The organism is Caballeronia sp. Sq4a (assembly GCF_023170545.1).
Taxonomy (GTDB): Bacteria; Pseudomonadota; Gammaproteobacteria; order Burkholderiales; family Burkholderiaceae; genus Caballeronia.
Genome location: NZ_CP084253.1, coordinates 455575 through 479768, shown reverse-complemented (window position 1 = coordinate 479768; position 24194 = coordinate 455575). Strand labels below are relative to the sequence as shown.

At 61.5% G+C, this 24194-nt stretch carries 21 protein-coding genes; 9 read left to right on the top strand and 12 right to left on the bottom strand.

Annotated features, from left to right (window positions below; all coding sequences use genetic code 11):
• Positions 1 to 41 precede the first annotated feature (41 nt).
• The 3 genes from LDZ24_RS26600 to LDZ24_RS26590 form a co-directional block, all read right to left on the bottom strand.
• Complete coding sequence (locus tag LDZ24_RS26600; protein WP_248324350.1) at positions 42 to 680, bottom strand: LysE family translocator; 639 nt, start codon at positions 678 to 680, stop codon at positions 42 to 44.
• 59 nt (positions 681 to 739) lie between these two features.
• Entirely contained in the window at positions 740 to 2320 is a 1581-nt protein-coding gene (locus tag LDZ24_RS26595) for a diguanylate cyclase (RefSeq protein WP_248324349.1), read from the bottom strand.
• A 240-nt stretch (positions 2321 to 2560) separates the two neighbouring features.
• Positions 2561 to 3439 carry a hypothetical protein gene (locus tag LDZ24_RS26590; RefSeq protein ID WP_248324348.1) on the bottom strand — a complete coding sequence of 293 codons (879 nt, stop codon included), beginning with the start codon at positions 3437 to 3439 and terminating at the stop codon, positions 2561 to 2563.
• Positions 3440 to 4412: 973 nt separating this feature from the next.
• Between LDZ24_RS26590 and LDZ24_RS26585 the strand changes: the two genes are divergently transcribed.
• From LDZ24_RS26585 to LDZ24_RS26570, 4 genes are read left to right on the top strand one after another with little or no spacing between them, the layout of a single operon-like run.
• Positions 4413 to 5507 (top strand): efflux RND transporter periplasmic adaptor subunit, encoded by a 1095-nt coding sequence (locus LDZ24_RS26585; protein WP_248324798.1) that lies wholly within the window; start codon positions 4413 to 4415, stop codon positions 5505 to 5507.
• A 1-nt stretch (position 5508) separates the two neighbouring features.
• Positions 5509 to 6201, top strand: coding sequence for an ABC transporter ATP-binding protein (locus tag LDZ24_RS26580; protein WP_248324347.1), 693 nt, complete (start codon positions 5509 to 5511; stop codon positions 6199 to 6201).
• Positions 6202 to 6205: 4 nt separating this feature from the next.
• Positions 6206 to 7360: an ABC transporter permease gene (locus tag LDZ24_RS26575; protein ID WP_248324346.1), complete on the top strand. Its 1155-nt coding sequence runs from the start codon at positions 6206 to 6208 to the stop codon at positions 7358 to 7360.
• A gap of 12 nt (positions 7361 to 7372) precedes the next feature.
• The gene (locus LDZ24_RS26570; RefSeq protein WP_248324345.1) at positions 7373 to 8539 is read left to right on the top strand and encodes an ABC transporter permease; all 1167 of its coding nucleotides are present in this window, start codon (positions 7373 to 7375) and stop codon (positions 8537 to 8539) included.
• Here the strand turns inward: LDZ24_RS26570 and LDZ24_RS26565 are convergent.
• Positions 8536 to 9210, bottom strand: a complete 675-nt coding sequence (locus LDZ24_RS26565; RefSeq protein WP_248324344.1) for a DUF2278 family protein — start codon at positions 9208 to 9210, stop codon at positions 8536 to 8538. The genes LDZ24_RS26570 and LDZ24_RS26565 overlap by 4 nt on opposite strands.
• Before the next feature lie 249 nt (positions 9211 to 9459).
• On the opposite strand from LDZ24_RS26565, the gene LDZ24_RS26560 reads away from it, so the two are divergent.
• Positions 9460 to 11790 carry a TonB-dependent receptor gene (locus LDZ24_RS26560; RefSeq protein WP_248324343.1) on the top strand — a complete coding sequence of 777 codons (2331 nt, stop codon included), beginning with the start codon at positions 9460 to 9462 and terminating at the stop codon, positions 11788 to 11790.
• A gap of 85 nt (positions 11791 to 11875) precedes the next feature.
• The gene (locus tag LDZ24_RS26555) at positions 11876 to 12175 is read left to right on the top strand and encodes a hypothetical protein (RefSeq protein WP_248324342.1); all 300 of its coding nucleotides are present in this window, start codon (positions 11876 to 11878) and stop codon (positions 12173 to 12175) included.
• A gap of 7 nt (positions 12176 to 12182) precedes the next feature.
• Here LDZ24_RS26555 and LDZ24_RS26550 read toward each other — a convergent pair whose 3' ends face one another.
• From LDZ24_RS26550 to LDZ24_RS26530, 5 genes are read right to left on the bottom strand one after another with little or no spacing between them, the layout of a single operon-like run.
• Complete coding sequence (locus tag LDZ24_RS26550) at positions 12183 to 14660, bottom strand: glycoside hydrolase family 2 protein (RefSeq protein ID WP_248324341.1); 2478 nt, start codon at positions 14658 to 14660, stop codon at positions 12183 to 12185.
• Positions 14661 to 14718: 58 nt separating this feature from the next.
• The gene (locus LDZ24_RS26545; protein WP_248324340.1) at positions 14719 to 15711 is read right to left on the bottom strand and encodes a DUF1839 family protein; all 993 of its coding nucleotides are present in this window, start codon (positions 15709 to 15711) and stop codon (positions 14719 to 14721) included.
• The gene (locus tag LDZ24_RS26540; RefSeq protein WP_248324339.1) at positions 15708 to 16781 is read right to left on the bottom strand and encodes an amino acid--[acyl-carrier-protein] ligase; all 1074 of its coding nucleotides are present in this window, start codon (positions 16779 to 16781) and stop codon (positions 15708 to 15710) included. The genes LDZ24_RS26545 and LDZ24_RS26540 overlap by 4 nt, the downstream gene beginning before the upstream one ends.
• Before the next feature lie 2 nt (positions 16782 to 16783).
• Positions 16784 to 18049, bottom strand: coding sequence for an acyl-CoA dehydrogenase family protein (locus tag LDZ24_RS26535; RefSeq protein WP_248324338.1), 1266 nt, complete (start codon positions 18047 to 18049; stop codon positions 16784 to 16786).
• Complete coding sequence (locus tag LDZ24_RS26530) at positions 18046 to 18297, bottom strand: acyl carrier protein (RefSeq protein WP_206470911.1); 252 nt, start codon at positions 18295 to 18297, stop codon at positions 18046 to 18048. Before LDZ24_RS26530 ends, LDZ24_RS26535 begins: the two co-directional genes overlap by 4 nt.
• 236 nt (positions 18298 to 18533) lie before the next feature.
• Here LDZ24_RS26530 and LDZ24_RS28230 point away from each other — a divergent pair, with 236 nt between their 5' ends.
• Entirely contained in the window at positions 18534 to 19076 is a 543-nt protein-coding gene (locus LDZ24_RS28230) for a hypothetical protein (protein WP_371747499.1), read from the top strand.
• A gap of 22 nt (positions 19077 to 19098) precedes the next feature.
• Here LDZ24_RS28230 and LDZ24_RS26520 read toward each other — a convergent pair whose 3' ends face one another.
• Complete coding sequence (locus tag LDZ24_RS26520; protein WP_248324337.1) at positions 19099 to 19512, bottom strand: hypothetical protein; 414 nt, start codon at positions 19510 to 19512, stop codon at positions 19099 to 19101.
• Positions 19513 to 19974: 462 nt separating this feature from the next.
• On the opposite strand from LDZ24_RS26520, the gene LDZ24_RS26515 reads away from it, so the two are divergent.
• Both LDZ24_RS26515 and LDZ24_RS26510 read left to right on the top strand, forming a co-directional pair.
• Entirely contained in the window at positions 19975 to 20730 is a 756-nt protein-coding gene (locus LDZ24_RS26515) for a FadR/GntR family transcriptional regulator (RefSeq protein WP_248324336.1), read from the top strand.
• A 134-nt stretch (positions 20731 to 20864) separates the two neighbouring features.
• Positions 20865 to 21416 carry a hypothetical protein gene (locus LDZ24_RS26510; RefSeq protein ID WP_248324335.1) on the top strand — a complete coding sequence of 184 codons (552 nt, stop codon included), beginning with the start codon at positions 20865 to 20867 and terminating at the stop codon, positions 21414 to 21416.
• 18 nt (positions 21417 to 21434) lie between these two features.
• Here LDZ24_RS26510 and LDZ24_RS26505 read toward each other — a convergent pair whose 3' ends face one another.
• Both LDZ24_RS26505 and LDZ24_RS26500 read right to left on the bottom strand, forming a co-directional pair.
• Positions 21435 to 22685, bottom strand: a complete 1251-nt coding sequence (locus tag LDZ24_RS26505; RefSeq protein ID WP_248324334.1) for an amidohydrolase family protein — start codon at positions 22683 to 22685, stop codon at positions 21435 to 21437.
• A gap of 33 nt (positions 22686 to 22718) precedes the next feature.
• Positions 22719 to 24137, bottom strand: a complete 1419-nt coding sequence (locus tag LDZ24_RS26500) for an MFS transporter (protein WP_248324333.1) — start codon at positions 24135 to 24137, stop codon at positions 22719 to 22721.
• Between the last annotated feature and the right edge of the window lie 57 nt (positions 24138 to 24194).

Below are 24194 nucleotides of genomic sequence, written 5' to 3'. Positions count from 1 at the left end.
AATTCGTTATCGTTGTGTCGGAATTCTGAATGCAATCTAGCTCAGAGGCCGTCCTTTCCAGCAGCAACGATGAGTCGCAAGCCGAGCGTTGCGACCATCGTTGCCGCGATGCGGTCAATCCACCCTTTCGCGCGCAGGTACACATCACGCGGCCGACGGCTCGAGAAGCAGAGGGCGACGACCGTGTACCAGCCGAACTCAATGCAAAATACAAACGACGGCAGCACGAAGTAACACCAGAGCGGCGGATGCTGCGGCAGGAGTGCCGCGAAGATACTGCCGTACCAGATTGCGGTCTTCGGGTTGCTTAGCTGGGTAGTCAGGCCGAGCAAGAACGAGCGGCGCAGACTGCCGGTGACTTGTGCGCCGCGAGTCTGCATCGATAGCGGCTGCGAGGCGCCGCGCCATATGCGCAGCGCGATGTACACGAGATAGAGTCCGCCGGCTATCTTCAACGCGACATAGAGCCATTCGACGGCGAACAGCAGCGTGTAGAGACCCGCTAGCGCGATACCGGCGAATGCGATACCGCCCAGGCCCATGCCGAACGCCGTGGCGAGGCCGTCGGCCCGCGAAAGACTGATCGCGTTGCGCGCGACCATGACGAAGCTCGGTCCGGGAATCATCGCGCCGAGAAGAATCGCCAGCAGGATCGCGGATATGACCGCTGACGTTGTCATTGGGTGGCTCCTTCGTATGCAAAATGCCGCCGTGTTCGCGTAAGCCAGGTTAAATGTGCTCAAGCGTTGCCGCTCGCCATGCTGTTTTCGTGAACCGCCCGATTGCGGCCGGCGCCTTTCGCGCGATAAAGCGCGGCATCGGCGCTGTTGAGCAGCTTGAGCGCATCGTCGCCTTGTCGCGGATGAACCGTTGCACATCCGATGCTGATGGTGAGTACGCCCTTCAGCGACCTGCTGTTCGGAATTTCGAGGGCCTCTACGTTGGCGCGCAGGCGCTCTGCGAAGACGACGGCCGCGGGCGCGGAGGTGCCGGGAAGGACGATCACGAACTCCTCTCCACCGTAGCGCGCGACGATATCGCCGGGCCGCTGGACGGCATTCTGCATGCAATCGGCAACAGCCACCAGTGCATCGTCGCCCATCGCGTGACCGTAGGTGTCGTTATAGAACTTGAAGTGATCGACGTCGATGAAGAGCGCCGAGATCGGATAGTCGGCGCGGCGCGCGCGACGCCATTCGTCGCCGAGACGTCGATCGAGCGCGCGACGGTTGCTCAGGCCCGTCAGCGAATCCGTGCCCGCGAGCCGCTGCAGCTTCTCGAGCGCGATGGCGCGCGAACGCAGCGAAATCGCGAGCAGCCAGGAGATGGCGATAAAGCCGCCGCCGAACGTCAGTGTCAGGCCGCCGATGACCGTGCTGCGTTCCCGCCAGCCCGCAAGTACGTCGTTCTCCGCGGGTGCGACCGCGGCGATCAGGTTCGTACCCGGCACGCGTACGAAGGTGTACAGGCGGCGCACGCCATCGAGTGGAGAGGTGGAAATGTACGAGCCGGAGCTTTCCTGCTTCATCGAGGCGAACGTCGGCGATGCCGATACGTTATTCGCTCCGTCGCGAGGCAACGGCGGCTTGCGGGCGAGCATGAGACCGTCGCGTTGCACAATGAATACCGATCCGGAGCGTCCAACGTTCACGCGCGACAGCAGGGAATCGAAGTAACTAACGTTCATCGTAATGACCGCGACGCCTGCGAACGAGCCGTCGGGCGCGTTGATACGCCGGCTCAACGCGAGAGAACGTTGACCGCCGCGCAACCGGGAGCGATACGGCCCGGAGATGTATAGCCCGACGTCCGGTCGCTCGACGTGGACCTTGAAGTAGTCGCGGTCGTTGAAGAGGAGATCGGCATGTCTGGAAGGATCGCGTTCGTCGACAATGCGCCCTTGGGCATCCATCACGAAGGCGCCGCCGATGTAGCTCACGGCCGTCGCGCCGTCGAAGAGGACCAGCCGGCGCAGTTCCGGAGACAGGCCGGACACGACTGGATTTTGCATGCCACTCACGATCGTGCGCAACGACAGGTCGCTCGATTCGATATTGCGTGCAATGTCCGCGCTCAGTGTGGCGACCACGTTCGACGATGCCTGATGCGCGTTCTCCAGCGCCTGTGCACGACCTTGCCATAAAGCGGCGAACGAGAGCACGGCCATCGAAAGCGCCACTGCCGTGCCAATCGCGCCCGCGAGGAGCGGGAACTGCGAGAAGACATCGGCTATGCGCATCCATGCATGAGTATTGCGGCGAAAGAGCCGTCGCCGGACGGCCCGGCCGCTCTGGCGTACGGCCCTGATTCTACGGCGCATTCATCTCTCCGTGACGCGAGCGTGTTTCCGATCGATCCGCGACGTGCGTTCCTTGCGTTCGGGATGTTCGGGCGCAGCACTCCTACGTATGCCGGTCACGAGCGAACCTACGCGCTCGTATTCCTCGATTGTAGATGGGTGCCGGTGCGTTTCGACCTTGGTTCGGTGTTTTGCATGCACTTCGAGAAGTGAAGCTAACAGCCGCCGGCGCTTGCAGAAGTTTTGTCCGCGGGCGGTCGCCTATTTGACGAGACGCAGACGCCTTGTTATGACCGTGCCGTCGTTCCGGTCCACCAGCCACAGCGCATCGATGCGACCGTGCAATGTCGATGTCCTCCTCGTGATGTCCGTGGGCTCTTCGTCGGTCGGCTCACTGTGTTCCGTTCGGTCCGAGAGATAAGGTGGTTCCAGTGAGCAGACGACCACGATCGCGAAATCATCACTGCCGCGCGATGCGTCGAACGTCGGTACGACGGCCCGCCCCCGCACGGTAGTCTTGGTGCGCGCACCGGTTTCGAGCTGGATCGTGTCGATGGTTTGAACGAAGCCCTTCGCCTTGGCTTCGGGCGCGATCACCAGTTTGCGTCCGCTTTGTCCGTGGACTTCCCGTTTCAGGAGGATGGCGTCCGGCTGATCAGGTGCGGCAAGCGATACATCGACCGACAGCAGCTTCTTCTTGGATTCAAAACGCACGCCGTAGGCAGCAGGAATAACGAATACAAAAGTTCTGTCGGAACGCGATGCGTCGTCGATCGACGGCCGGGCGCCACTCGGGCTCTCCGGCCGGTGCCCTGCCGCCACGAAGGGCCGGGACAGAAAGCTGCGAACACGACTGGTAATGGACGGGTTCGACGTTGCCGCTTGCTGTCCGGACGAGGTCGCCGCCGACAACGCATCTCGCACATGCTCTGGATCGTCGCCGGCGAAATGAGGCGGCAGCGATTCGGCCGAAAGAATGCCGGCGGCGGTAGCGCTCGGGGCGCTCGCGGAAAGACCCGCGCTTGCAACGTTTCCTTGCGCTGCGCTGAGCGCTGCCTGCGCATGCAAAGCGATCGAGAGGCAGAGCGCCGTGCTAGCGGCGCACGCCACGGTGTTGCGGCCTGATAGTGGGAAAAACACGTACTTACCCCTGGCAAACGTCGCCGAGTCACGGAGAAGCGGCTATCTTAAAATAAAAGCAGGGGAATCGGCCGAGCCGGTTGCATTTCGCGTTTTGCATGCAACGGAGCAGGGGCGAAACGGGCGTCTATGTGCTCCACGGTGCGTTGCAAGCCTCCGCTGCGCGGGGAGTGAAGCGGGCGACCGCGGTGCGCATCTTATTGCGGACAAGGAACGGTGCGGCGCCTTCGACGGTCTGCGGGCGTCTGATATCTTGCTGTAGGCCGGTGACTAACTGCAGTCTGGCCTCGGGCGTCGAACAGCTGCATTCGCCTAGACGAAGCTAGTCATCACGCCGCTGCACTGGCGCCAGCCCCACCGCGCTCGATGAACGCGCACACTGCGGCCGACGCTTGCGCAGTCATTGCGTCACCGCCGAGATCGCGGGCGTACAACGATCTGTCCGCCGTCGCGGCTTCGATCGCAGTCATCGCGCACCGTGCCGCTTCTTATTCACGCAGACAAGCGACCGGATTGTGCCGAGCATTCGGATGCCGAGCCGTGAATGGCAGACCGCCGCAAGCGCGGCGGCGAGGTTGCTCAGGCTTGGGCACAGATGGAGCGCTGGCATATCCCATCTGCCGTCCAACTTCACGATGCCGCACCATGCGACGGTGAATGCGATCGCTTGCGCGTTGCATGCAGAATGCCACGCGATGTCCCCCGATCGCAAAGCCAATGAGAAGCCGCCAGCGCGAAGCGTAAGCACCTGTAAGCTCCGGCGCTATACTGAGCATCCCTTCACCGCAACACGCGCCGGACCGCTGCCTCGAGCAGCCATCTCGCTGGCACTCAACGGCGCTTACGTCAGAAATTGGCTGAACACGACCTAGAAAAATTAAGAATCGATCGGACGACGGGTCCGGGCGCCGTGGCGCCGCGGAGGCGGCGCAATTGGCTGCGCTACGCGGGTGTCCTGGTCCTCGTCCTCGCGATGATCGGCGTCGGTCTTCGGCTCGCTGGGCCGCAGACTGTCGAGACGACCACCGTTACATCCGTGTACCCATCGCAGAGCTATACCATTTTGAATGCAACCGGCTATGTGGTGCCGCAGCGGAAGGCGGCGGTGGCATCCAAGGCGCAAGGGCGGGTCGAATGGCTCGGCGTACTCGAGGGGACGCCGGTGAAGGAAGGGCAGGTCATTGCGCGGCTCGAGAGCGCGGATGTGGCCGCGGCGCTGGCTCAGGCGCAGGCGCAAGTGAAAGTCGCTCAGGCGAATCTGCAGTTGCAGCGCGCCGAACTCGAAAACGCATCGGCTAATCTGAAGCGTTCACTCGTACTCGCTCCACACGGCGCAATCTCCGCTTCGCAATACGACGCCGACCGCTCTCGTTTCGATAAGGCGAAAGCTTCGATCAACAGCGAACAAGCGGCCATTCAGTCTGCGCAGGCGAATGCGCGCGCGGCTCAGGTCGCCGTCGATCAGACGGTGATCCGCGCGCCGTTCGATGGCGTCGTGATCGAGAAACACGCTAACGTCGGCGACAACATCACGCCGTTCTCGTCAGCATCGGACAGCAAAGGCGCGGTCGTTACGATCGCAGACATGAAGACGCTGGAAGTCGAAGCCGATGTGGCGGAGTCGAACATCGGGCATATCGCCGTCGATCAGCCTTGCGAGATTCAACTCGACGCGCTGCCGGATACGCGTTTTGCGGGCCGCGTATCGCGCATCGTGCCGACCGTCGATCGATGGAAAGCCACCGTGCTCGTGAAGGTGCGTTTCGTTGAGCGCGATGAGCGCGTCCTTCCCGACATGAGCGCGAAAGTCGCCTTTCTCTCGAAGCCAGTCCCTGCGGCGCAGAAGAAAGCCGTCGTGGCCGTGCAGCCGGCCGCTGTCGTCACACGCGAGGGCAGAAACGTGGTGTATGTGGTCGACAACGATAAGGTGCGCGAAGTGCCAGTGGCAACAGGCGAGCGCATCGGCGACCTGTTGGCCGTGTCAGGCGTCAAGCCTGGCGATACGCTCGTGCTCGCGCCCGGCGACAAGATCAAGAACGGCGCGAGCGTCACCGTGGCGAAGAAATAGCGTGAGCACGGCGCCCCTGATTCAGATCAGCCACGTCGCGAAGTCGTACCGGCGCGGCGTGCAAACGGTACCCGTGCTGACCGACATCACCTTGTCCATCACCGAGGGTGACTTTGTCGCGCTGATGGGGCCGTCAGGTTCGGGCAAGAGCACGTTGCTCAATCTCATTGCCGGCATCGACCGGCCGGATAGCGGCGAGTTGCGCGTCGGCGGGCTCGACATTACCCGCTTGCCCGAGGCGGCGCTCGCGGAGTGGCGCGCATCGAATGTCGGCTTCATCTTCCAGTTCTATAACCTGATGCCGGTGCTCTCCGCCTTCGAGAACGTCGAGCTTCCGCTGATGCTCACGCGCCTTTCGCGTGCAGAGCGGCGCGAGCGTGTCGCGATGGTGCTCGACATGGTGAACATGAGCGAGCGCATGAGCCATTATCCGTCGGAGCTATCGGGCGGGCAGCAGCAACGCGTCGCGATCGCGCGTGCGGTCGTGACCGATCCGAAGCTGATCGTCGCTGACGAACCGACCGGTGACCTCGACCGCACGTCCGCGTCCGAAGTGCTGACCATGTTGCAGCGTCTGAACGATCGCCTCGGCAAGACGATCATCATGGTGACGCACGACGCGCATGCGGCGAACGCAGCGAGAAAGCTCGTGCATCTGGAGAAGGGTGAACTCATCGATGCCGAGGCGCGCTGACACAATGTATGCGCTCAAGCTGATTCTTCGCAATGCGACGCGCCATCGATTGCGTACCGCGTTGACTGTCCTCGGCTTGACCATTGCCGTGCTCGCGTATGGTTTGCTCTATACGGTCGTCGATGCATGGTATGCCGGTGCGGCGGCTGCTTCCAACGCGAGGCTCGTCACGCGCAATGCAATATCTCTCGTATTCCCGCTGCCGCTCGCCTATGAGAACCGCATTCGCGGCGTCGAGGGCGTCACGATGGTTGCGCGTTCGAACTGGTTCGGCGGCATCTACCGGGACCCGAAGAATTTCTTTGCGCAGTTCGCCGTATCCGACAACTACCTCGACCTTTACCCAGAGTTCGTCATAACGCCACAAGCGCGCGCCGACTACCGTCGCGATCGCAAAGGCTGTCTCATCGGACGTCAGCTTGCGACGCAATACGGCTTCAAAGTGGGCGATGTCATTCCCCTTAAGGGCACCATCTATCCGGGCACGTGGGACTTCGTTGTGCGCGGCATCATGGAAGGGCGCGACGAATCCACCATTACGCGGCAACTCGTTTTTCACTGGGAATATCTCAACGAAACGATTCGAAAGACCACGAAGCGCAACGTCGATCAGGTGGGCGTCTACGTCGTCGGCATCGACGATCCGGATAAGGGCGCGACGGTTTCGCGTAACATCGATGCGGTTTTCAAAAACTCGCTCGCGGAGACATTGACCGAAACGGAGCAGGCTTTCCAGCTTGGTTTCGTCGCGATGTCGAATCAGATTATCGCGGCGATACGCGTAGTGTCCTATGTAGTTATCCTTATTATCATGGCCGTGATGGCGAACGCCATGGCGATGAGTGCGCGCGAACGTACAGTCGAGTATGCGACGCTCAAGGCGCTCGGGTTCGGACCCGCGTTTCTGTCGGCACTGGTGTTCGGTGAATCGCTCGCGATCTGTGCCATCGGCGGCGGCATCGGCATTCTCGCCACTCCGCCCGCTGCGGTGGTCTTCCAGCATGCAACCGGCGGCGTGTTTCCTGTCTTCAAGGTGTCGCATGAAACCATCTTGTTGCAGGCCGCATGCGCATTCGTGATTGCGCTTTCTGCGGCGATCGTGCCGGCGGTGCAGGCCAGCCGCGTGCGTATCGTCGAAGGCCTGCGGGCGATTGGTTGAGGACATACGGCGATGGCTATTCCTGTCACGTATGTCGCACGCAACTTATGGGCGCGTCGTCTTACGACGCTTCTGACCGCTAGCGGCCTCGCGCTCGTCGTGTTCGTTTTTGCCACCGTGCTCATGCTCGATGCGGGCCTGAAGAAAACGCTCGTCTCGACAGGAGAGCGCGATAACGTGGTGGTGATCCGCAAGGGCGCGGAGACGGAGATACAGAGTTCCGTCGATCGCGCGCAAGCGAACGTGATGGCAATGCATCCGTCGGTCGCAATGAATGGCGATGGTCAGCCTCTGGCATCGAAAGAGACTGTCGTGCTGATCTCTCTCATCAAGCTCGGGGCGAATACGCCTGCCAACGTGGTGATACGCGGCGTTTCGCCAATGGGTCTCGAATTGCGCCCGCAGGTGAAGCTGTCGGCAGGCCGCATGTTCAGGCGTGGATCGTCGGAGATCATAGTCGGCAGCAATATCACGAAGGGCTTCGCTGGTACACGCATCGGCGATCACTTGCGCTTTGCGCAACGGGACTGGACGGTGGTCGGTCATTTCGATGCAGGCGGCAGCGGCTTCGACTCGGAGATTTGGGGCGATGTGGACCAACTCATGCAGTCCTTTCGCCGAACGAGCTACTCGTCGATGGTCGTGCGCCTCGTTCGCAGCGACGCGCTCGAACGCTTCAGGACCGATATCGACACGGACCCGCGCCTCGCGGACGAAGCCAAGCGCGAGCAAGTCTTTTATGGCGATCAGTCGAAGGCTCTGTCGACGTTCATCAACATACTCGGCTTCACTCTCTCCATCATCTTTTCAATTGCAGCGATGATTGGGGCAATGATCACGATGTATGCGTCGGTCGCCAACCGCGTGGCCGAGATTGGAACCCTGCGTGCGCTCGGCTTCAAGCGATTCGACGTGCTGCTCGCGTTCTTGCTGGAGGCGCTGTTGCTCGGCCTCGTAGGCGGCATGGCGGGCCTATGCTGCGCTTCTTTGATGCAGTTCGCCTCCTTCTCCACAACGAACTTTCAGACGTTCTCCGACCTCTCGTTCCGTTTCATGCTCACGCCTTCGGTGGTATTGCAGACTGTCGTCTTCTCGCTCGTCATGGGCATCGTGGGCGGCTTTCTGCCGGCGCTCAGGGCATCGCGAATGGATATCGTCGATGCGTTGAGAGCGCATTAAACGGGCTTAGAGGGATTACCGTTCTCGTCGGTCTCAGTCGCCTGCGTCGCGAACCGTACGAAAAGGGCAAACGTCTCACCGCCTGCGAAACGGATAAACAGCGCTCCGTCACCGTTGATGCGGTTGTCGTCCGCGAATTTGCCTGAGTTGCCCTGCATCATATGAATGTCGTGCACGCCGCGGCCAAGCGAGAAGGCGAGCGGCTCGCGTGTCGCGTAGTCGTCGAACTTGTCACCGACGGCGAGCACCACCGCTTGCTTATCGTTCTTCGCGCGCTGTATCTGTCCGTCGAGAAGGGCGGACATCGTGCTGCCGTTACCATCGGCGGCGATGGGCCTCATTTGATCCAGCGGGAAGAGATGATCGCGTAGATAGTCGAGTCCCTCACCTTGCTTGCCTGTCGCGAGCGGGGTGAAACCGTGCGGTCCCGACATCCGTTCGGATATGCCGAGCTTCGTCTCGTTCGTGTATTGGTTACTGCTGTAGGCGAGCACTTCGCTGCCTTCGACGGAACGGATATTGACCGCAACGCGATACGGAGTCTCCGCCGCGTCGACAAGAATCTCGTAATGCGGTGAATTGCCGTTAGGGTTCTCTTTCCCATCGGTAATGCGTCCGACGAGGGCGCCGTACACATACTTTGATGTTGCGGGGCGGAAGCGTTCGATCATTGCGGTCCTTGCATTGTCGGCTGAGACAGCTCTACTCAAGTCATCGCAGCTCACCAAACCGGCGTACGACGATTCATGTTCGCATGCTGCATCCGTAGACATGCGCACGAAGCCGCGCTGCCGCCTTCGGGAGAGATTCCCGGCGCGATCGGGAAAAAGTCCCGGCGCGCGCACCCTTCGTCATGCGACTCTTTCGAAGTCAGAACAGCTCACGTGTATCTTGACAAAATAATATGACGGGAGACGACGATGAGGAGCAATTCCTGCACCCTTAGGCAGGCGCGTTCGCCTACGCGCCGCGCGAGATATAAGGTGGCAATCGGCGGCGCGCTGGCGAGCATGACTGCGGGGGCATGGGCGCAAGCGGCGAGCGCGCCCGACGCGGCATCCACTGCGAACACGGAATTGCCGACCATCGTGGTCGTCGGAACTACGCCGCTGGTGGGCGTCGGCACTCCGCTGGAAAAGGTGCCTGCTAATGTCCAGACCATCAAGGGCAGTGAATTGCAAGCGCAACATTCGTCCACCACCTCGACCATAACGGACTACATGCAGAGAAACGTGACGAGCGTGGACACCAACGACGCACAAGGCAACGCTTCGCAAACCGACATTCTCTATCGCGGATTCACTGCTTCGCCTTTGCTGGGCACGCCGCAAGGCCTGTCGGTATTTCTCGACGGCGTGCGAGTGAATGAACCGTTCGGCGATGTGGTCAACTGGGACCTGATTCCGCAAGCGGCCATTCAGACGATGCAGATCATCCCGGGCTCGAACCCGACGTTCGGACTCAATACGCTCGGTGGTGCGGTGGCCGTCACGACGAAGAACGGCCGTAGTAATCCTGGGGGAAACATTGATGTAAGCGGCGGATCTTGGGGAAGAAAAGCGGCGCAGATCGAACAGGGCGGTGTCATTGGCCATCACCTCGACTATTACTTCACGGCCAACATCACGAATGACAACGGCTGGGCCGAGCACAATTCGAGCCGCTTGCGTCAGGCATTCGGGAAACTCCGTTACACCGATGGGGATACCACCGTTTCGATGTCGATAGGCGGCGCCGACAATACACTCAACGGATCGCAAACCATCCCCAGATCGTTTCTCGACAACTTTCGCCAGGCGTACACATATCCCGACACGAACGAGAACCAACTCGGCTATATCACGATCAATGCCGAGCACTATCTCTCGCCCAATGTGCAACTGAGTGGAAACGTCTATTACCGGCACTATCGCAACAAGAACACGAGCAGCAATGTCAACGACGCCTATAACCCGGTGACGGCCGGCGGCGATAACGATATCGACCTCGTACAGGCCACCAACCAGCAATCCGTCGTACTGACCGACAGTTATGGCGCGAGCCTCCAACTTACGCTGCTGAACAAGCTATTCGGCAACGACAACCAACTCGTGCTCGGGGCGGCAGGCGACTTCGCCAACACGCACTTCACGCAGGCGACGCAGCCGGCGGAATTCACGGACACTCGCGCGACGCTTGGCACAGGCCCGTTCGTTTCCGCCACGAACGCGAGGACGCGCAACGAGAACTGGGGCATCTATTTCGAGAACACCTTCTCTTTCACCGAGCAATGGTCGATGACGCTGGCGGGACGATACAACTGGTCCAAAGCGACTATCGGCGATGAGAGCGGCGTGCAACCTCTGCTCGACGGAAATCACACGTTCTCGCGTTTCAACCCTGCTATTGGCTTCAATTGGAATCCGACGCCGTGGCTTACTGCGTACGCCACCTATAACGAAGGCATGCGCTCGCCCACTGCCATCGAACTCGCTTGCGCGGACCCGAACGCACCATGCTCTCTACCGAATGACTTCATTGCAGACCCGGACCTCAAGCCGGTGATCTCGCGTACATTCGAAATCGGTGCGCGCGGCCGCATCGGCAACGCGACGAGCTGGAGCGCTGCGGCATACAGCACGACGCTGTCCGATGATATTCAGTTCGTCAGCAGTCAAGGCGCAACGAGCACGCTCGGGTATTTCCAGAACGTGGGCAAGACGCGTCGCCAGGGCTTCGAGCTCGCAGGCCGAACGCAATGGGGGCCACTGGGCGTCGGCGCGAGCTATAGCTATGTCGACGCGACCTATCGTTCGACGTGGGTCGAGCATAGTCCCAGCAACTCGAGCGCCGACGGTAACGGCAACATTACCGTACATTCGGGCGACCGCATTCCCGGCATTCCGTCTAATACCGTGAAGCTTCGTGTCGACTACTCTCCGGTCTCGCAATGGAATGTCGGTAGCAACCTGACTTACCGTAGCAATATTTTTTCGCGCGGGGACGAGAACAATCAGGATGTGAATGGCAGCGTCGCAGGCTACTTCTTGATAGACCTCGACACGACTTATAACGTGACCAAGCAGTTACAGGTCTACGCAACTGTGAAGAACCTTCTGAACAAGCGCTATGCGAGCTTTGCCATTCTCGGAGAGAACGCTTTTAATGGACCTAACCATACATTCAGTGGAACGGATACGACGAATGAACAATTCCTGGGCGTGGGCGCGCCGCGTGGCGTCTGGGTAGGGCTTCGCTACGCATGGAAGTAAGGTGTAACGCGCTTGGTCGCTGCCTAATAGTGGCGGCCGTAGTGAGCCGTGCTATTGTGAGGAGGTCCAAACGTAATCAACCCGCATGCGCAGCCATCTGATCAATGGCGCAGCCAGATCGGCGCTCGATGCGCAGATCCTGGACTTCGTGTCGAAACACGCGACCTGCTTGCCGGGGCGGCGCGCGCGCATGCGAGTCGGAATCAAGAACGAATCAGGGGCGCTCTATCGAATCATTGCAGCGGAAGGCGTGATCGAGATGATTCGTATCGACAAGTTTCTTCTGCGCATGGGGTGCACGGAGGAATTCACAGACTCATTAGATGCATTATATGGCGTTCCTCAACGTGTCGACCAGGAGAAGCCCCGTAAAGCAGCAGAATAGCAACGCCTCACGCTCTATACGACGCACCCGCAGTCCCGTTCAATGCGATGACTTCGCCTTCCGGCTTCGAAGAAACGTCCGGGCGACGCGCGACAAGCGGAACGCGTCGCGTGCTTCCGGGCGCGAGATGAAACCAGTCGACTTCCGCATAGTAGTTTGGATCGTCGACATGGACCCAGCGTGCGAGTCTCGTGCTGCTGATGTCGAGGCACCATCCCGCCGCATGCTTCTCAACGGTCACGCCGAGGCCAGGATCGCGGCGGTCTGCAACGCCGAGATCGGGAAAATGAAAAGCCTCTGACAATACTTCACCTGTGGCGACGTCGCTTAGAACGACATGAGTCGCATCGTGTGCGCGTGGGCCGAAGCGATAGGCATAGGTCGTATCGAAGAACGCACCCAAGAGAGCATTCGAGTTGATTCGCTCGACGCCGCGAGCGGGCAACGTGATCTCGCACGAACCGCCCGCCACTTTGATCGCGCCATCGCGCAGGCAACTCAGCATCACACGGGCGCGAATGTCGTGCGCCGTTTCGTTCACGAGATGAAGATCGAGCCCGTCGAGGCCTTCGTCGGTGACCAGAACTTGCACCGGCTGAAGCACGCGAGCGAGTCCATGCAGAGGACTTTTCGGAACGCCGTGGACATCGATGATTCCCCATCCCGCACCGGGCCGCACGTCCAGAAGATTCCACACGATGCCACCGGCACAGGACGAGCCTTTGCGTCGCCATTCGGAAAAGACTGCGCCCATTACGTCGGCGACGACGGCGCGCGACAACGTTAGATACCGCTCAGGATCTTCATACCGCAAACGCGCCACGTCGACGCCGTAGACGGTGCGCAAGTAGTGCTCACGCACGTCGTCGAAGTCCCAGGCAGCGCCCGGATCGCGCGGCACGCCGGCTTTCCAACGTGGCTCATGCGGCCGCGAGGCGTTCGACGCGAGCCGCAGCGCGGCGTTATCCGGAACATTGGCAAAGGCGAGGCATTCGCTTGCGAAGCGCACTTCAGCACGGCGCGCATCGTCGAACGAGCGCTGATATGCGCCGACGCCGTAGTAGTGCGTGATGCCGCCGCGCGTGCCGAACGGCATCGACGACGTATCGCCGGGCGCGGCGCTCGGAGAGTTCACAACGTATGGCACGTCGGGACGCATTGCTGCGACGATCGAGGGCAATTGCTCAGTGAAGAGCGGTTGCTGATAGGCGTCGAACGGAAGCCCGAGCATGGCGGCTTGCTGATGCACTTCGCTTCCGCCGCATAGTACGGCAAGCGACGCAAAGCGCCGCGTGCGCGCGAGGAACTGCTCGGCTTCCTGCTGCACGGCGCGCTGAAAGCGCTCGTCAGTCGGGTAATCGAAATTGGCGAAGGCAAAGTCTTGCCAGACCAGAATGCCGTATTCGTCGGCAAGCTCGTAAAACGTGTCCGATTCATAAAGCGTGGTGCCGCTCACGCGAATGATATTCAGACCCGCGCGACGACATGCGTCGAAGATCGATGCAAGCTTCTCTCGCGATGCCTCCAGAGCAACGATATCGGCAGATGTCCAGCACGCCCCGCGCGCGAAGACCGGCACACCATTCACGACCAGTTGGAAGCCGGCTTTATCCGCACCCCGGTCCACTTCGATCGTGCGAAAGCCGATCTCGCCCAAAGAGACGACGCCTGCCGATGCGCCGATGAGCTGCACGGCATAGCGTGCAGGTTGTCCGTGAGTATGGGGCCACCATAAGCGCGCTTGTGGCACGCGTACGTGGCCCGTCAACGTGTGCGCATCCTTCCACACCAGCGTAGTCGACGCCTCGCCACATTGCAGGCGCATATCATCCGGTGCTTGCGCGTGAAAGAAGCGCACCGTTACATCGAGGACGCCATCGCCGTGTTCTACACGCGACGCTAGATCGACGCGATCAATCGATTCAGGCGACTCGCCGATCAACTCTATGGGGCGCCAGGGTCCGGCAGGTTGCACTGGCGGACACCATCCCGGCATATGGCCGAGCAGGGTCGTACGTATGTTGCGCAGCGTCGCGGGTTGCGCGAGCCTCGGACGCCACCGAGCTCGCCCGCGTTTCGCCGCAAGTGCAGGCGTAATAGACCTGAAGCAAAGGTGAAGCGTGGTCGTTCCCGTGAATTCGTAGTCGATTTCATGCGTGATGAACATCGAGTCCGACTCCAATAGCTTGCAGTCGTCTATCCAGACTTCGGCTATCGTGGCGAGTCCATTGAAGCGCACGCGTCGTTTTCCTTCGGCGTGCAGCGTCAGACGATACCAATGGTCCGAGAGCGCGAATGGTTGAGCGAGTGCTTCGTCGTCCACGCCTGCTGCGCGATGCGCGGAAGCAACCGTGCCGGGCACTTGCGCATCGAGCCACTTGATGCAGGCGTCGAGCGCCATGGGAGTCGCATATGCGCCGGCAGGCGTGCTGGCGCATTGCCACCCTGCGTCCAGGCGGCGAGGCGCGAGCGGGGAGCCATTCATATCACAACCTTCGGGGATGAATGAGAATCCTGTGCCGCGTCGAGGCGCGGCACAGGTTCTAAAGAAGAAGCAAGGCGAGCGGCTCGATGACCTTTTCGTACGCCGCTTCGAGTGAGTCGAGGCAGTCGTTGCATGAGTCCGGACGCGAACGCATACGTGCCCGCGCAAGCCGGAACTGCATGACCATCGCTTCGCTGGCAATCGCCTGTGCGTTGCTCCGAATGTCCTCTGGCACAGTGACGCCGTTCGCACTCAGCCAGGTCAGATATTTCGATAGCAATTCGAAATTCGAACCTAGCTGACGCATGACGTTGAACGTGTACAGATGGTAATAGGCGACGTCGCGTTCGAGGAGTCTCTGCAAATGCTGGGGGAATTCAGTGCGCCATTGCGTGATGGGATTCACGCCCGGCCGATCTACGAGACGCAGCTTGAGTAGTTCAAGCGAACGTTGCACCAATGCTCGACCCTGGAGCGGCGCCCTGGCGCGCTTGACGAATTCGACGTATGGAAATAACGCAAGCACATCGCTCGCGAGATTTGGCATCAATCGAAAGACGCCGTCATAGTCCTCGCCCGATAGCGCGAAATAGCCTGCGTTATGGAAATACGTGAGGCGTTTTGCTTGAGCGTCGATCGAGTCGATTGCGATGGTCGTCTTCGAGTGCGTCTGACGATAAGCGGTGGCGCGCGTATCGGGCAGATAATGCGCGTCCACTTCGGCGACCACTACATGCCCGCGTTTCGTCTGCTCGCAGACGTGTGCTTCGAGCGTATCGTAGATGGCGAGCTCTTGCGCTTGCAGGCCGTAAAGCCTGCCGATATCGTCGAGAGAGAACTTGGGAAACGTGAACTGGTCTCCCTCGAACGCTTGCGTCACCGTGAAGCCGAGCGCAGCATGCGGATCACAGCCGAAGTGATGCAGTAGCTCGATCCACAAATCGACATAGCAATTGGTTTCGAGCCAGACGCGCTCGCCGCGATGCAATGCATGGCGGCTTGCTTCGTCGTCCGCGCCAGTCAACGCTTCTGCAGGCGAGCGCGCGTTCATGCGTCTTGACCCATGTTGGCAAGGCCATTGGAGATGATCGGCGCTGCATCGCCCCAAAGCAACTCACGCACGGGCGCAGGCCACGCCTTGACATCGAGACCGTGATGGCGGAACAGGGCCAGCGTCGTGCGCTCCATGCCGAAGCCGACGCATGCCGTATGCGCGACGGCGTCGTCTGCCTGGCGAATGTTCCAGAGCTCGCCGAAGTGTTCCATGTGATAGTTGAACGACAGGCATGCGGTTGGACGATCGGGCGTCGCGACCGGAACGAGCAGTTCGAACTTCAATTGCTGCGCGCGCTGGCTATCCGCGACGATCTTGCCGCCGCGCCCGAAGAAAGGATCGTTGGCGAGATCGATTTCAAAGGGCAACTGCAAGAGATTCACGAGCAGCGAGCCGCGTTCGATCCACTTCTGGCGGAACGCCATCACCTGTTCGGGACTGCCGACGCGAATATATTCACGCATGCGGAACATCTGCATGCGGCCCGGATCGATGGACGGCTCATGACGGAAGCAGTAGGAGAATGCGTCGAACGTTGCGCCGTCCTCTGCGAGGTTTCCGCGTTTGGCAACGAGCGGATAGATCGGATAGCAGGCGGCCGGAGTAAGTACGAGGCGAGTGGGTTTTTGCTGGTCCATCCATTCGTCGGAGCGTTCTTCCTCTTCGCCGATATGAACGATCTTTTCGAGCGCTTCCAGCAGGCGATGATGCCCGCGATCACTGCCCTGGAACGAATGAATCGTACCGGCGAGATTCGGAAAGCTCTTCAGATACTCGCTGTCTTCGAAGTCGCGGCGGCGCATGGCGGGCGGAAAACGCAGCACTTCTGCGTGCTGGTCCGCGCCCAGCAACGTAATGGCCTGATTCAGGCGTTCGACGATATCTTCAAAAATCGCACTGCGGCCATAGAGTCCGTCTTCGCCAGTATCGATAAGAATGCCCGCTTCGATCAGGCGGTCCCGCAACGTGACGTCCGACTTGTCGTAGTGTGTTTGCGTCGCGTTCGATTGTGTTTGCGCGGTTGCTTCAGCCGGCACCAGCGCGGCTTGTTCCGTCGGCATGTTCATGGTTACAGGTCCCCGGTTGCGGCGCGCTGCGCGAGCAGCAGATTCGCCGTGTTCAATTCAATGCGGTCGTTGCTGATCATGAGCGGCGCGGAATGCAGGTCGCGCAAATGCCGCCCCACGCTGAAAGGCGTGTCGTTTTTATAGCCGGCCATTCCACAGATCATCAGCGTCTCTTGCACTACATGCACAGCCGATTGTGAAATCGAGAGCTTGAGCATGTTGAGGTCCGATGCAAGACCGATGGATGCGGTGAGCGGCGCATCGATGTCGTCTGCATGGCTTGCCTGACGTATCACGCGTTGACGCTGCGACGCTTCGACCGCCGCGAGCGATTCACGCAGGCGCGCCTGCATCATGCGAATGAGCGTGACGGCCTGTGCGAGCCGCGACGCCGACGGCGGCAAGGCGCCCGGCTTGCCACGCGCCTGATTGCGAAAGAATTGATGCGCGCGATTCACTGCATCCGCTGCAATGCCGATCCATACTGACGACCACAGCGTATGCGATACGGGCAGCATGCTTTCGTCGGCGATCTTCGAAAACGGTACTGGGAGAATCTGCTCTGCAGTCCCGCTTGCGACGAGGCGATGGCCTTCGCTGCATGTGCCGCGCATGCCGAGCGTGTCCCATGTGCCGCGCTGTTCGAGCGTACACGTCTCGCGCGGCGCGACAATCAATACCTGATCAGAGGGCGGGGCATCGGGATGACGGCGTGCGGTAACGAGAATGCAGTCGGCGTACTTGCCATATGAGATCGTCGGCGCGAGCTTCTCGATCGTGAACGCGCCATCGACGAGATCGACCGCGCACGCGCTCGTTCGCATGTTGCCGCCGATCGTCTCCTCGGAGGTCGCGGAGGCGAGCAGCAATTGCTCGCTCACCATGCGCGTGAGGAAATCGCGCTGCCATTGCACATTCGCGCCGTGATCGACGATACAGATCACCTGGCTCTGATGCATCGCATAGATCATGGCGGCGGACGCGCAGCCTTGCGCGATCGTTTCGCACAGGCGAGCGACGCCTGAAAGCGAGAGGCCGTCGCCACCATGAATCACGGGCACCATGGCGGAGAAAAGCCGTTCGTCACGCATCGCGGCGACGGCCTCTGCGGGAAAGCGCGCTTCTTTGTCGACGGCGCTCGCGTGTGTCGCCGCAATCGCGGCGACGCGACGCGCGGCTTCGAGCAACTCAGTCTCGCTACGGGCGCCTGCGCTGCGATCGAGTTCGGCCAATTGCGACGCTTCGGCTTCCTGCGCGGCGGCGTTCATGCTGCCGCCTGCTGACGACGAAGTTCCTCCACGGCGGCCGCGAGCGAATCCACGCTGGAAAAGAGCCGGCGCGTAAGCATGTGGTCCGGGATTTCGACGCCGAACTCATCTTCGATCGCAAGCATCACGTGAACCGTGGCAAGCGAAGAAAGACCGGCGGCATAAAGATCGTCGCTGTCGGAAAGAGTATCGATGGGCACGTCGAGGCGTGCGGATTCGGAAAGGATGCGGCGCAATTCAGTTTTCATTATGTCTGGTCCCTTGTACCTGGCCAACGGTGCGACCGGCCAGTTAGGCGCTCAAGGGCATTCCCCTCAACGAACGCCATTTACGTTATTCAAACCGGGGCGTACGGGCGGCGGTGTATTCGCTCAGTGAACGACATTCGATCCACTGAACCCTCGCACTCGCCATCGAGGTTGTTTGATCGTATTTAACGGATTCCGCGGGGTGTACGTCCGTGCGATGGCGCACGGTGCCTTCGATGAGCGATGTCTTCGTCCTTGCGAAAGCGCTGTCTGTAATCAAACAGAAAGTCAGCGGTCCAAAGGGCGTTAATCGGCAGCATGCTTTGCATACGGACGAGGGGAACGAGCACGAAACCTGCTGTAAGTCTCTCGGCGGTTCGGACGGCGGCTCGTCGGCGAGCGAATTCGAGCTCGCCACCGGCTCAGTCTTCTATCGCGAATTGCATACTGTGTGCTGCGTGCCGCATAAAGAATGCAAAGAATCGACAGAGCAGGCGCGTGACAATCAACCTCGACAAACGGAGCAAACGATGAGAACGAGCAGACTGGCAGGGCTGATCGCGTTGGCGGCCAGCATAGCGCTGGCCTCGGGCAGCGCGATGGCGCAGGCGGGCGGCAATGGCAACGGCGGCTCGGGCGGCGGCAACGCGCACGGGGCGGCGACCGCCGGGCCGACGGTGGGCGGAGACAATACGTCCGCACCGGGAAGCACGCACAAGGGCGGCTTCCATTTCAAGCACAAGAAGAAGGCGAAACCTGCGGATACGACGCCGCAGTAGCCGCCGCATCGAGCGCGGCGGGTCAGACCGCCGCGCTTTCGGCGTCGATATCGTCGGTGCCGAGACGCGAGAAGATGTCGCACACGGCACGCATCTCCGCTTCGTCACGAATGCTGACGATGACTCGCGTCACCGTGCCGAGGCTTTCAGCGTGGCCGGCCGCATCGCGATCACGAAAGTCCGGAAGAATATCGGCGGATGGCGATTCAGCGCCGATCGCGTCGTATTCGAAATACGGCGCATAACCGGCATGTTCGGCGGTGATCCACTGCGTGGGCGAACTGGCGCTGAGCGCGATCGACATCTGGATTTCCGCGAGGGGCTCCACGCAGGCCACGCGGATACGGTCGCCCGCAATGCCTTCAGCGCGCAGGTCTTCCAATGCTTCGTCCAGCTTGCGCGGGCCGCAGAACGCCCCGGTTACTTCACGCATCATTGCTCGTCTCCTTGCCGTCCCGTATTGCTGATGCATCGCCCGCCAGTTCGTACGAGGGGATGCGGACTTCCGGCCACCCGCGATCGCGCTAGTTCGCGCCTGAATGTTGAATGCAATACGCCGCGGCGGCCGAAATCCGCATCCTTCGATAGCTCGCGCGTGCGCGGAAGATGGCGAATCCAACGGATGCGGACATGGGATTCACGAGCCCCGAGAGGAAGCAAACAAAAGATGTGCGGTAGGGTCGGGAGCACATGGCGTTCACTTCATGCAGTACGTGAACTCTACGCCCCAACTTTCGGCATTTCAATGCGTAGTTTCAGGCATCCATTACCGTCGTAACGATTGCACTTTGCATACAAGCGGCGCGTCGGACGGCGCATGGCTGGTGTGCAATAGTCATCGTACAAGCGGGTCTGCGCCCTATAATGGGCCATTGGCCTTTCTACGACCGGTTCACTCATGTCTCCTGCACTCGCGCCTGGCGCGCTTCGCCGTTCCCGCAATCTGACCGAGGAGGTCGTCGCCGAACTGTCCGAGCGGATTCGCAGCGGGACGCTTCAGCCCGGCGACAAGCTGCCCACTGAATCCGAGATCATGGCGCAGCTCGGCGTGAGCCGTACCGTCGTGCGCGAATCGATTTCGCGGCTGCAGGCGGCGCGGCTCGTGCAGACGCGGCATGGCATCGGTACCTTCGTGCTGGAGGCGGGCGACCACGACCGATTCCAGATCGAAGCCGCCGGCGACCTGACGATCCGCGACGTGATGGCGATCCTCGAACTGCGCATCAGTCTCGAAGCGGAGGCCGCGGGGTTGGCGGCGATGCGCCGCACCGACGAGAACCTCGCGCAGATGCGTCGCGCGCTGGATGAGTTCGAACGGCACATCGCTTCCCGCACGGAAAACGCGGTTGCAGCGGACGTCGCATTCCATCTCGAACTGGCGAAGGCAACCGGCAACCGCTACTTCCACAGCATCCTGAGCCAGCTCGGCAATACGATCATTCCGCGCACGCGAGTGAATTCGGCCGCGCTCGCGCACAATGATCCGGGCAGTTACCTCGACCGCGTGAATCGGGAGCACGAGGATATCTACGATGCCATCGAGCGTCGCGATCCGGAGGCGGCGCGCGCCGCGATGCGCATGCACCTCTCGAACAGCCGCGAGCGGCTGCGGCGCGCGCAAGAGGCGTCGGCGAAGACTTCAGACGCAGGCTGACACCGATACTCCGGCTTTCCTGTCTGTAAGGCGAGGCTCTTGCTGTGCGCGTTTTGCATGCTGCGTGCCGCATGCATGCGTCTGCATGCAAAACGCAAAGCATCGACCGAACCCTATCGAAAGGAGAAGCACGGATGCACTGGATCGACCCTGACTGTTTGCCGCAAACACGCGGCACGGTCACGCGATTTCTGCTCAATCCCCACGGCGAGCTGGACGGATTCGTTCTGGACGACTCGCGGCAAGTTCATTTCCCGCCGCATCTGTCGAAGCAATTGGCGCGCAACGTGAAGATCGGCGATGCCGTCACCGTGCGCGGCATCAAGCCGCGTGGCGCGGACATGATCGCGGCCGTCGCCGTCATGACGAAGGCGGGCCGCACTATCCTCGACGAAGGCCCGGACTCGGACGGCAAGCATCATCCGCCCGAAGTCGAAATGCGCCAGATGGAAGCGTCGGGCGAAGTGCTGCTCTCGCTCCACGGTCCGAAAGGCGAGCTGCGCGGCGCCCTGCTCGACGATGGCACGTCGCTGCGCATGCCGCCGCACGCGGCCGAGGCGCTGTCGGACTATCTGACGCCGGGCGCCCACGTGCATGCGTGGGGATATGGCGTGAAGAACCGGCTCGGCCGGACCATCGAAGTCGACGAGATCGCTCATCTCGTCGACGAAGACGCCGGGAAATAAGCGCCTGGGCGCGAGGCGTCAGCGCGCTTCGAGTTCGTCGAACTGGATCTCGCCACCCTTCATGACCAACGGTATGCGCTCGCCCTGTCCCAGCATGCAGGAAATGTCTTCGAGCGGGTTGCCGTCGATCACGATCATGTCTGCCCACGCGCCGGGCGCGATGCAGCCGAGCTTCCCGGGCAGGCCGAGCACTTCGGCGGCCGTCGTCGTGGCGGCCGCGAGCGCCGCCGCATTGCCGAGCACGTCGGATCGAATGCGAAATTCATCGCTTTGCAGCCGCTGCGAAGGTCCGAGCAAGTCCGAGCCGAACCCCATCTTCACGCCTGCCTCGCGATAGATTTCGAGCGATCGCAGACCCGCCTCGCGCACATCCTCGATCTTCGCGACGCTTTCCTCGCCGAGTCCGTACTGCGCGCCCTCTGACGCCAACGCTTCGTAGGTCACGAGCGTCGGCACCACGTAGGCGCCGTGTTCGGCCATCAGCTTCGCGGTGGGCGCATCGATCAGGTTGCCGTGCTCGATCGTGCGCACGCCCCAGCGCACGACTCGCGCGATGGCATCCGCCGTGTACGCGTGCGCCATCACATACGTATTGCGGGCGCGCGCTTCCTCGACGATGGCGCGCACTTCATCCTCCGCATAGCCGTATGCGCCGACAGGATCGGTAGGCGATGCCACGCCGCCCGACGCCATGATCTTCAGATGATCGGCGCCCATCTGCAATTCCTCGCGCGCCGCGCGGCGCACCTCGTCCACGCCGTCCGCGACGCGCGCGAGCGCGCCCACGCGCACGCAGCATCCGCACGGCGCGCTGTCGCCCATGTAGTCGGACCGGGCGCGCATATCGCCGTGGCCGCCGGTCTGGCTGAGCGCGCGTCCGGCGACGAACAAGCGCGGGCCCACGGCCAGACCGCTTTCGACCGCGAGCTTGTGCGGGTGGCCCGCGCCGCCGGCATCGCGCACGGTGGTAAAGCCGCGCCGCAACATGCCGCGCATGATCGGCACCGAGCGCAGCGTGACGAGCACATTGGGCATATGCACCTGTTGCGACAGATTTAATTGCACGGCCACGACATGCACGTGCAGGTCGATGAGCCCCGGCATGAGCGTCTTGCCCTTGAGATCGATGACGCGCGACGACGCGCTCTTCAGCGGCTTGTCCGATATCTCCTTGACGACGCCGTTCTCGACGAGGACATGATGCCCGTCGAGCACTTCGGCTCGCGCGGGATCGAGCAGGGCGGCGTTCTGGAAAAGGATGCTTTGCACGGGTGAGTCTCCGGGGAAAACTTGCATTCGGCGTTATGTATTCAACTCTACGTATTCAATACTTGGCGGCGTGCGTGACGGATGCACGTCTTCCGCCTCGCCCGCTGCGATGTCTTCGAGCGAGCGTCCTCGCGTCGGCACGCCCATCACCACGACCGCCAGCGCGCCGAGCAGCAGCACGACGGTCGTCGCGCCGAACACGCCCGCAAAGCCGGAGATGGGATACAGATAGCCGACCAGAATCGGCGAGACGATTGCGCCGATCCGGCCGATGGCCGACGCCGTGCCCGCGCCGGTCGTCCGCACGGCGGTCGGAAAGACTTCGGCCGTGTATGCATAGACGCCGGCATACGTGCCGTTCATGAAGAACGACAGGCAGATGCCCGCCAGCATGATCTCGCCGTTGGTGCTCGCGAACGCCATGCCGAGCGCGCAGGCGCCGCCGCACAGCATGTACGAGGCGATCGTCGCTTGCCGGCCGATGCGTTCGTTCAACCATGCCGCCGTGAAGTAGCCCGGCACTTGCGCGACGTACATCGCGAGCGAATAACCGAAGCTGCGCGTGATGCTCATGCCGTGCTGCACCAGCAGGCCGGGAATCCATGTGAAGAACGCGTAATAGCTGAACGTGATGGAGAGCCACATCAGCCAGGTCATGACGGTGATGCGCGCCTGCCGTCCTGCCCACAGCGCGCGGAAGTTCGCGACGAGCGCGCCGGTGGGCGCGGGCGGCGCGCCGGTCGGACCGACGGCTGCGGCGGCGGGCAGCGCGATGCCTTGCCGCGCGAAATCTGCTTCGATGTCGGCGAGCACGCGGTCGGCGTCGTCGTGACGCTTGCGGCTTTCGAGCCAGCGCGGCGACTCGGGCAGCGAGCGGCGCCACCACAAGAGCATGACCACGGGAAGCGCCGTGATGAAGAGCACGGTGCGCCAGCCCGAGGGAAACGCCGGAACGACGAAATAGCCTAGCAGCGCGGCCGCGACGAAGCCGAACGAAAAGAAGCCGGCGAGCGCGCCCGTGAAGACACCGCGATAGCGTTTCGCGACGAACTCCGCGAGATACGGCGCGATGATCGCGCTTTCCGCGCCCGTGCCCATGCCAGCGACGATGCGCGAGGCGAGGAACGTGGGCCACGAATCGGTCATCGCGCTGACGACCGACGCGACGCTGTAAAGCAGCAGTGCATACATCATCACCTTGCGCCGGCCGATCAGATCGCCGAGCGTGCCGGCGAACAGCGCGCCGAAGAAGTAGCCGATGAAGTTGCCGCTGCCGAGTACGCCCGTCTGCACGCTGGTCAGCGCCCAGTCGTGCCGCAGCACCGGGAGGACGAACGCGACCGCTGCGGCGTCCATGGCATCGAAGGCATAGCCGAAGCCGCCCATCATCAGAAGGCGCCAATGAAAGCGTCCGAAAGGAAGACGTTCGATGCGCGCGGATACATTCGACACAGGGTTCTCCAGGCAGGCGACGATCCGCTCATTCTATGGCGCGTGCATCTTCAACCA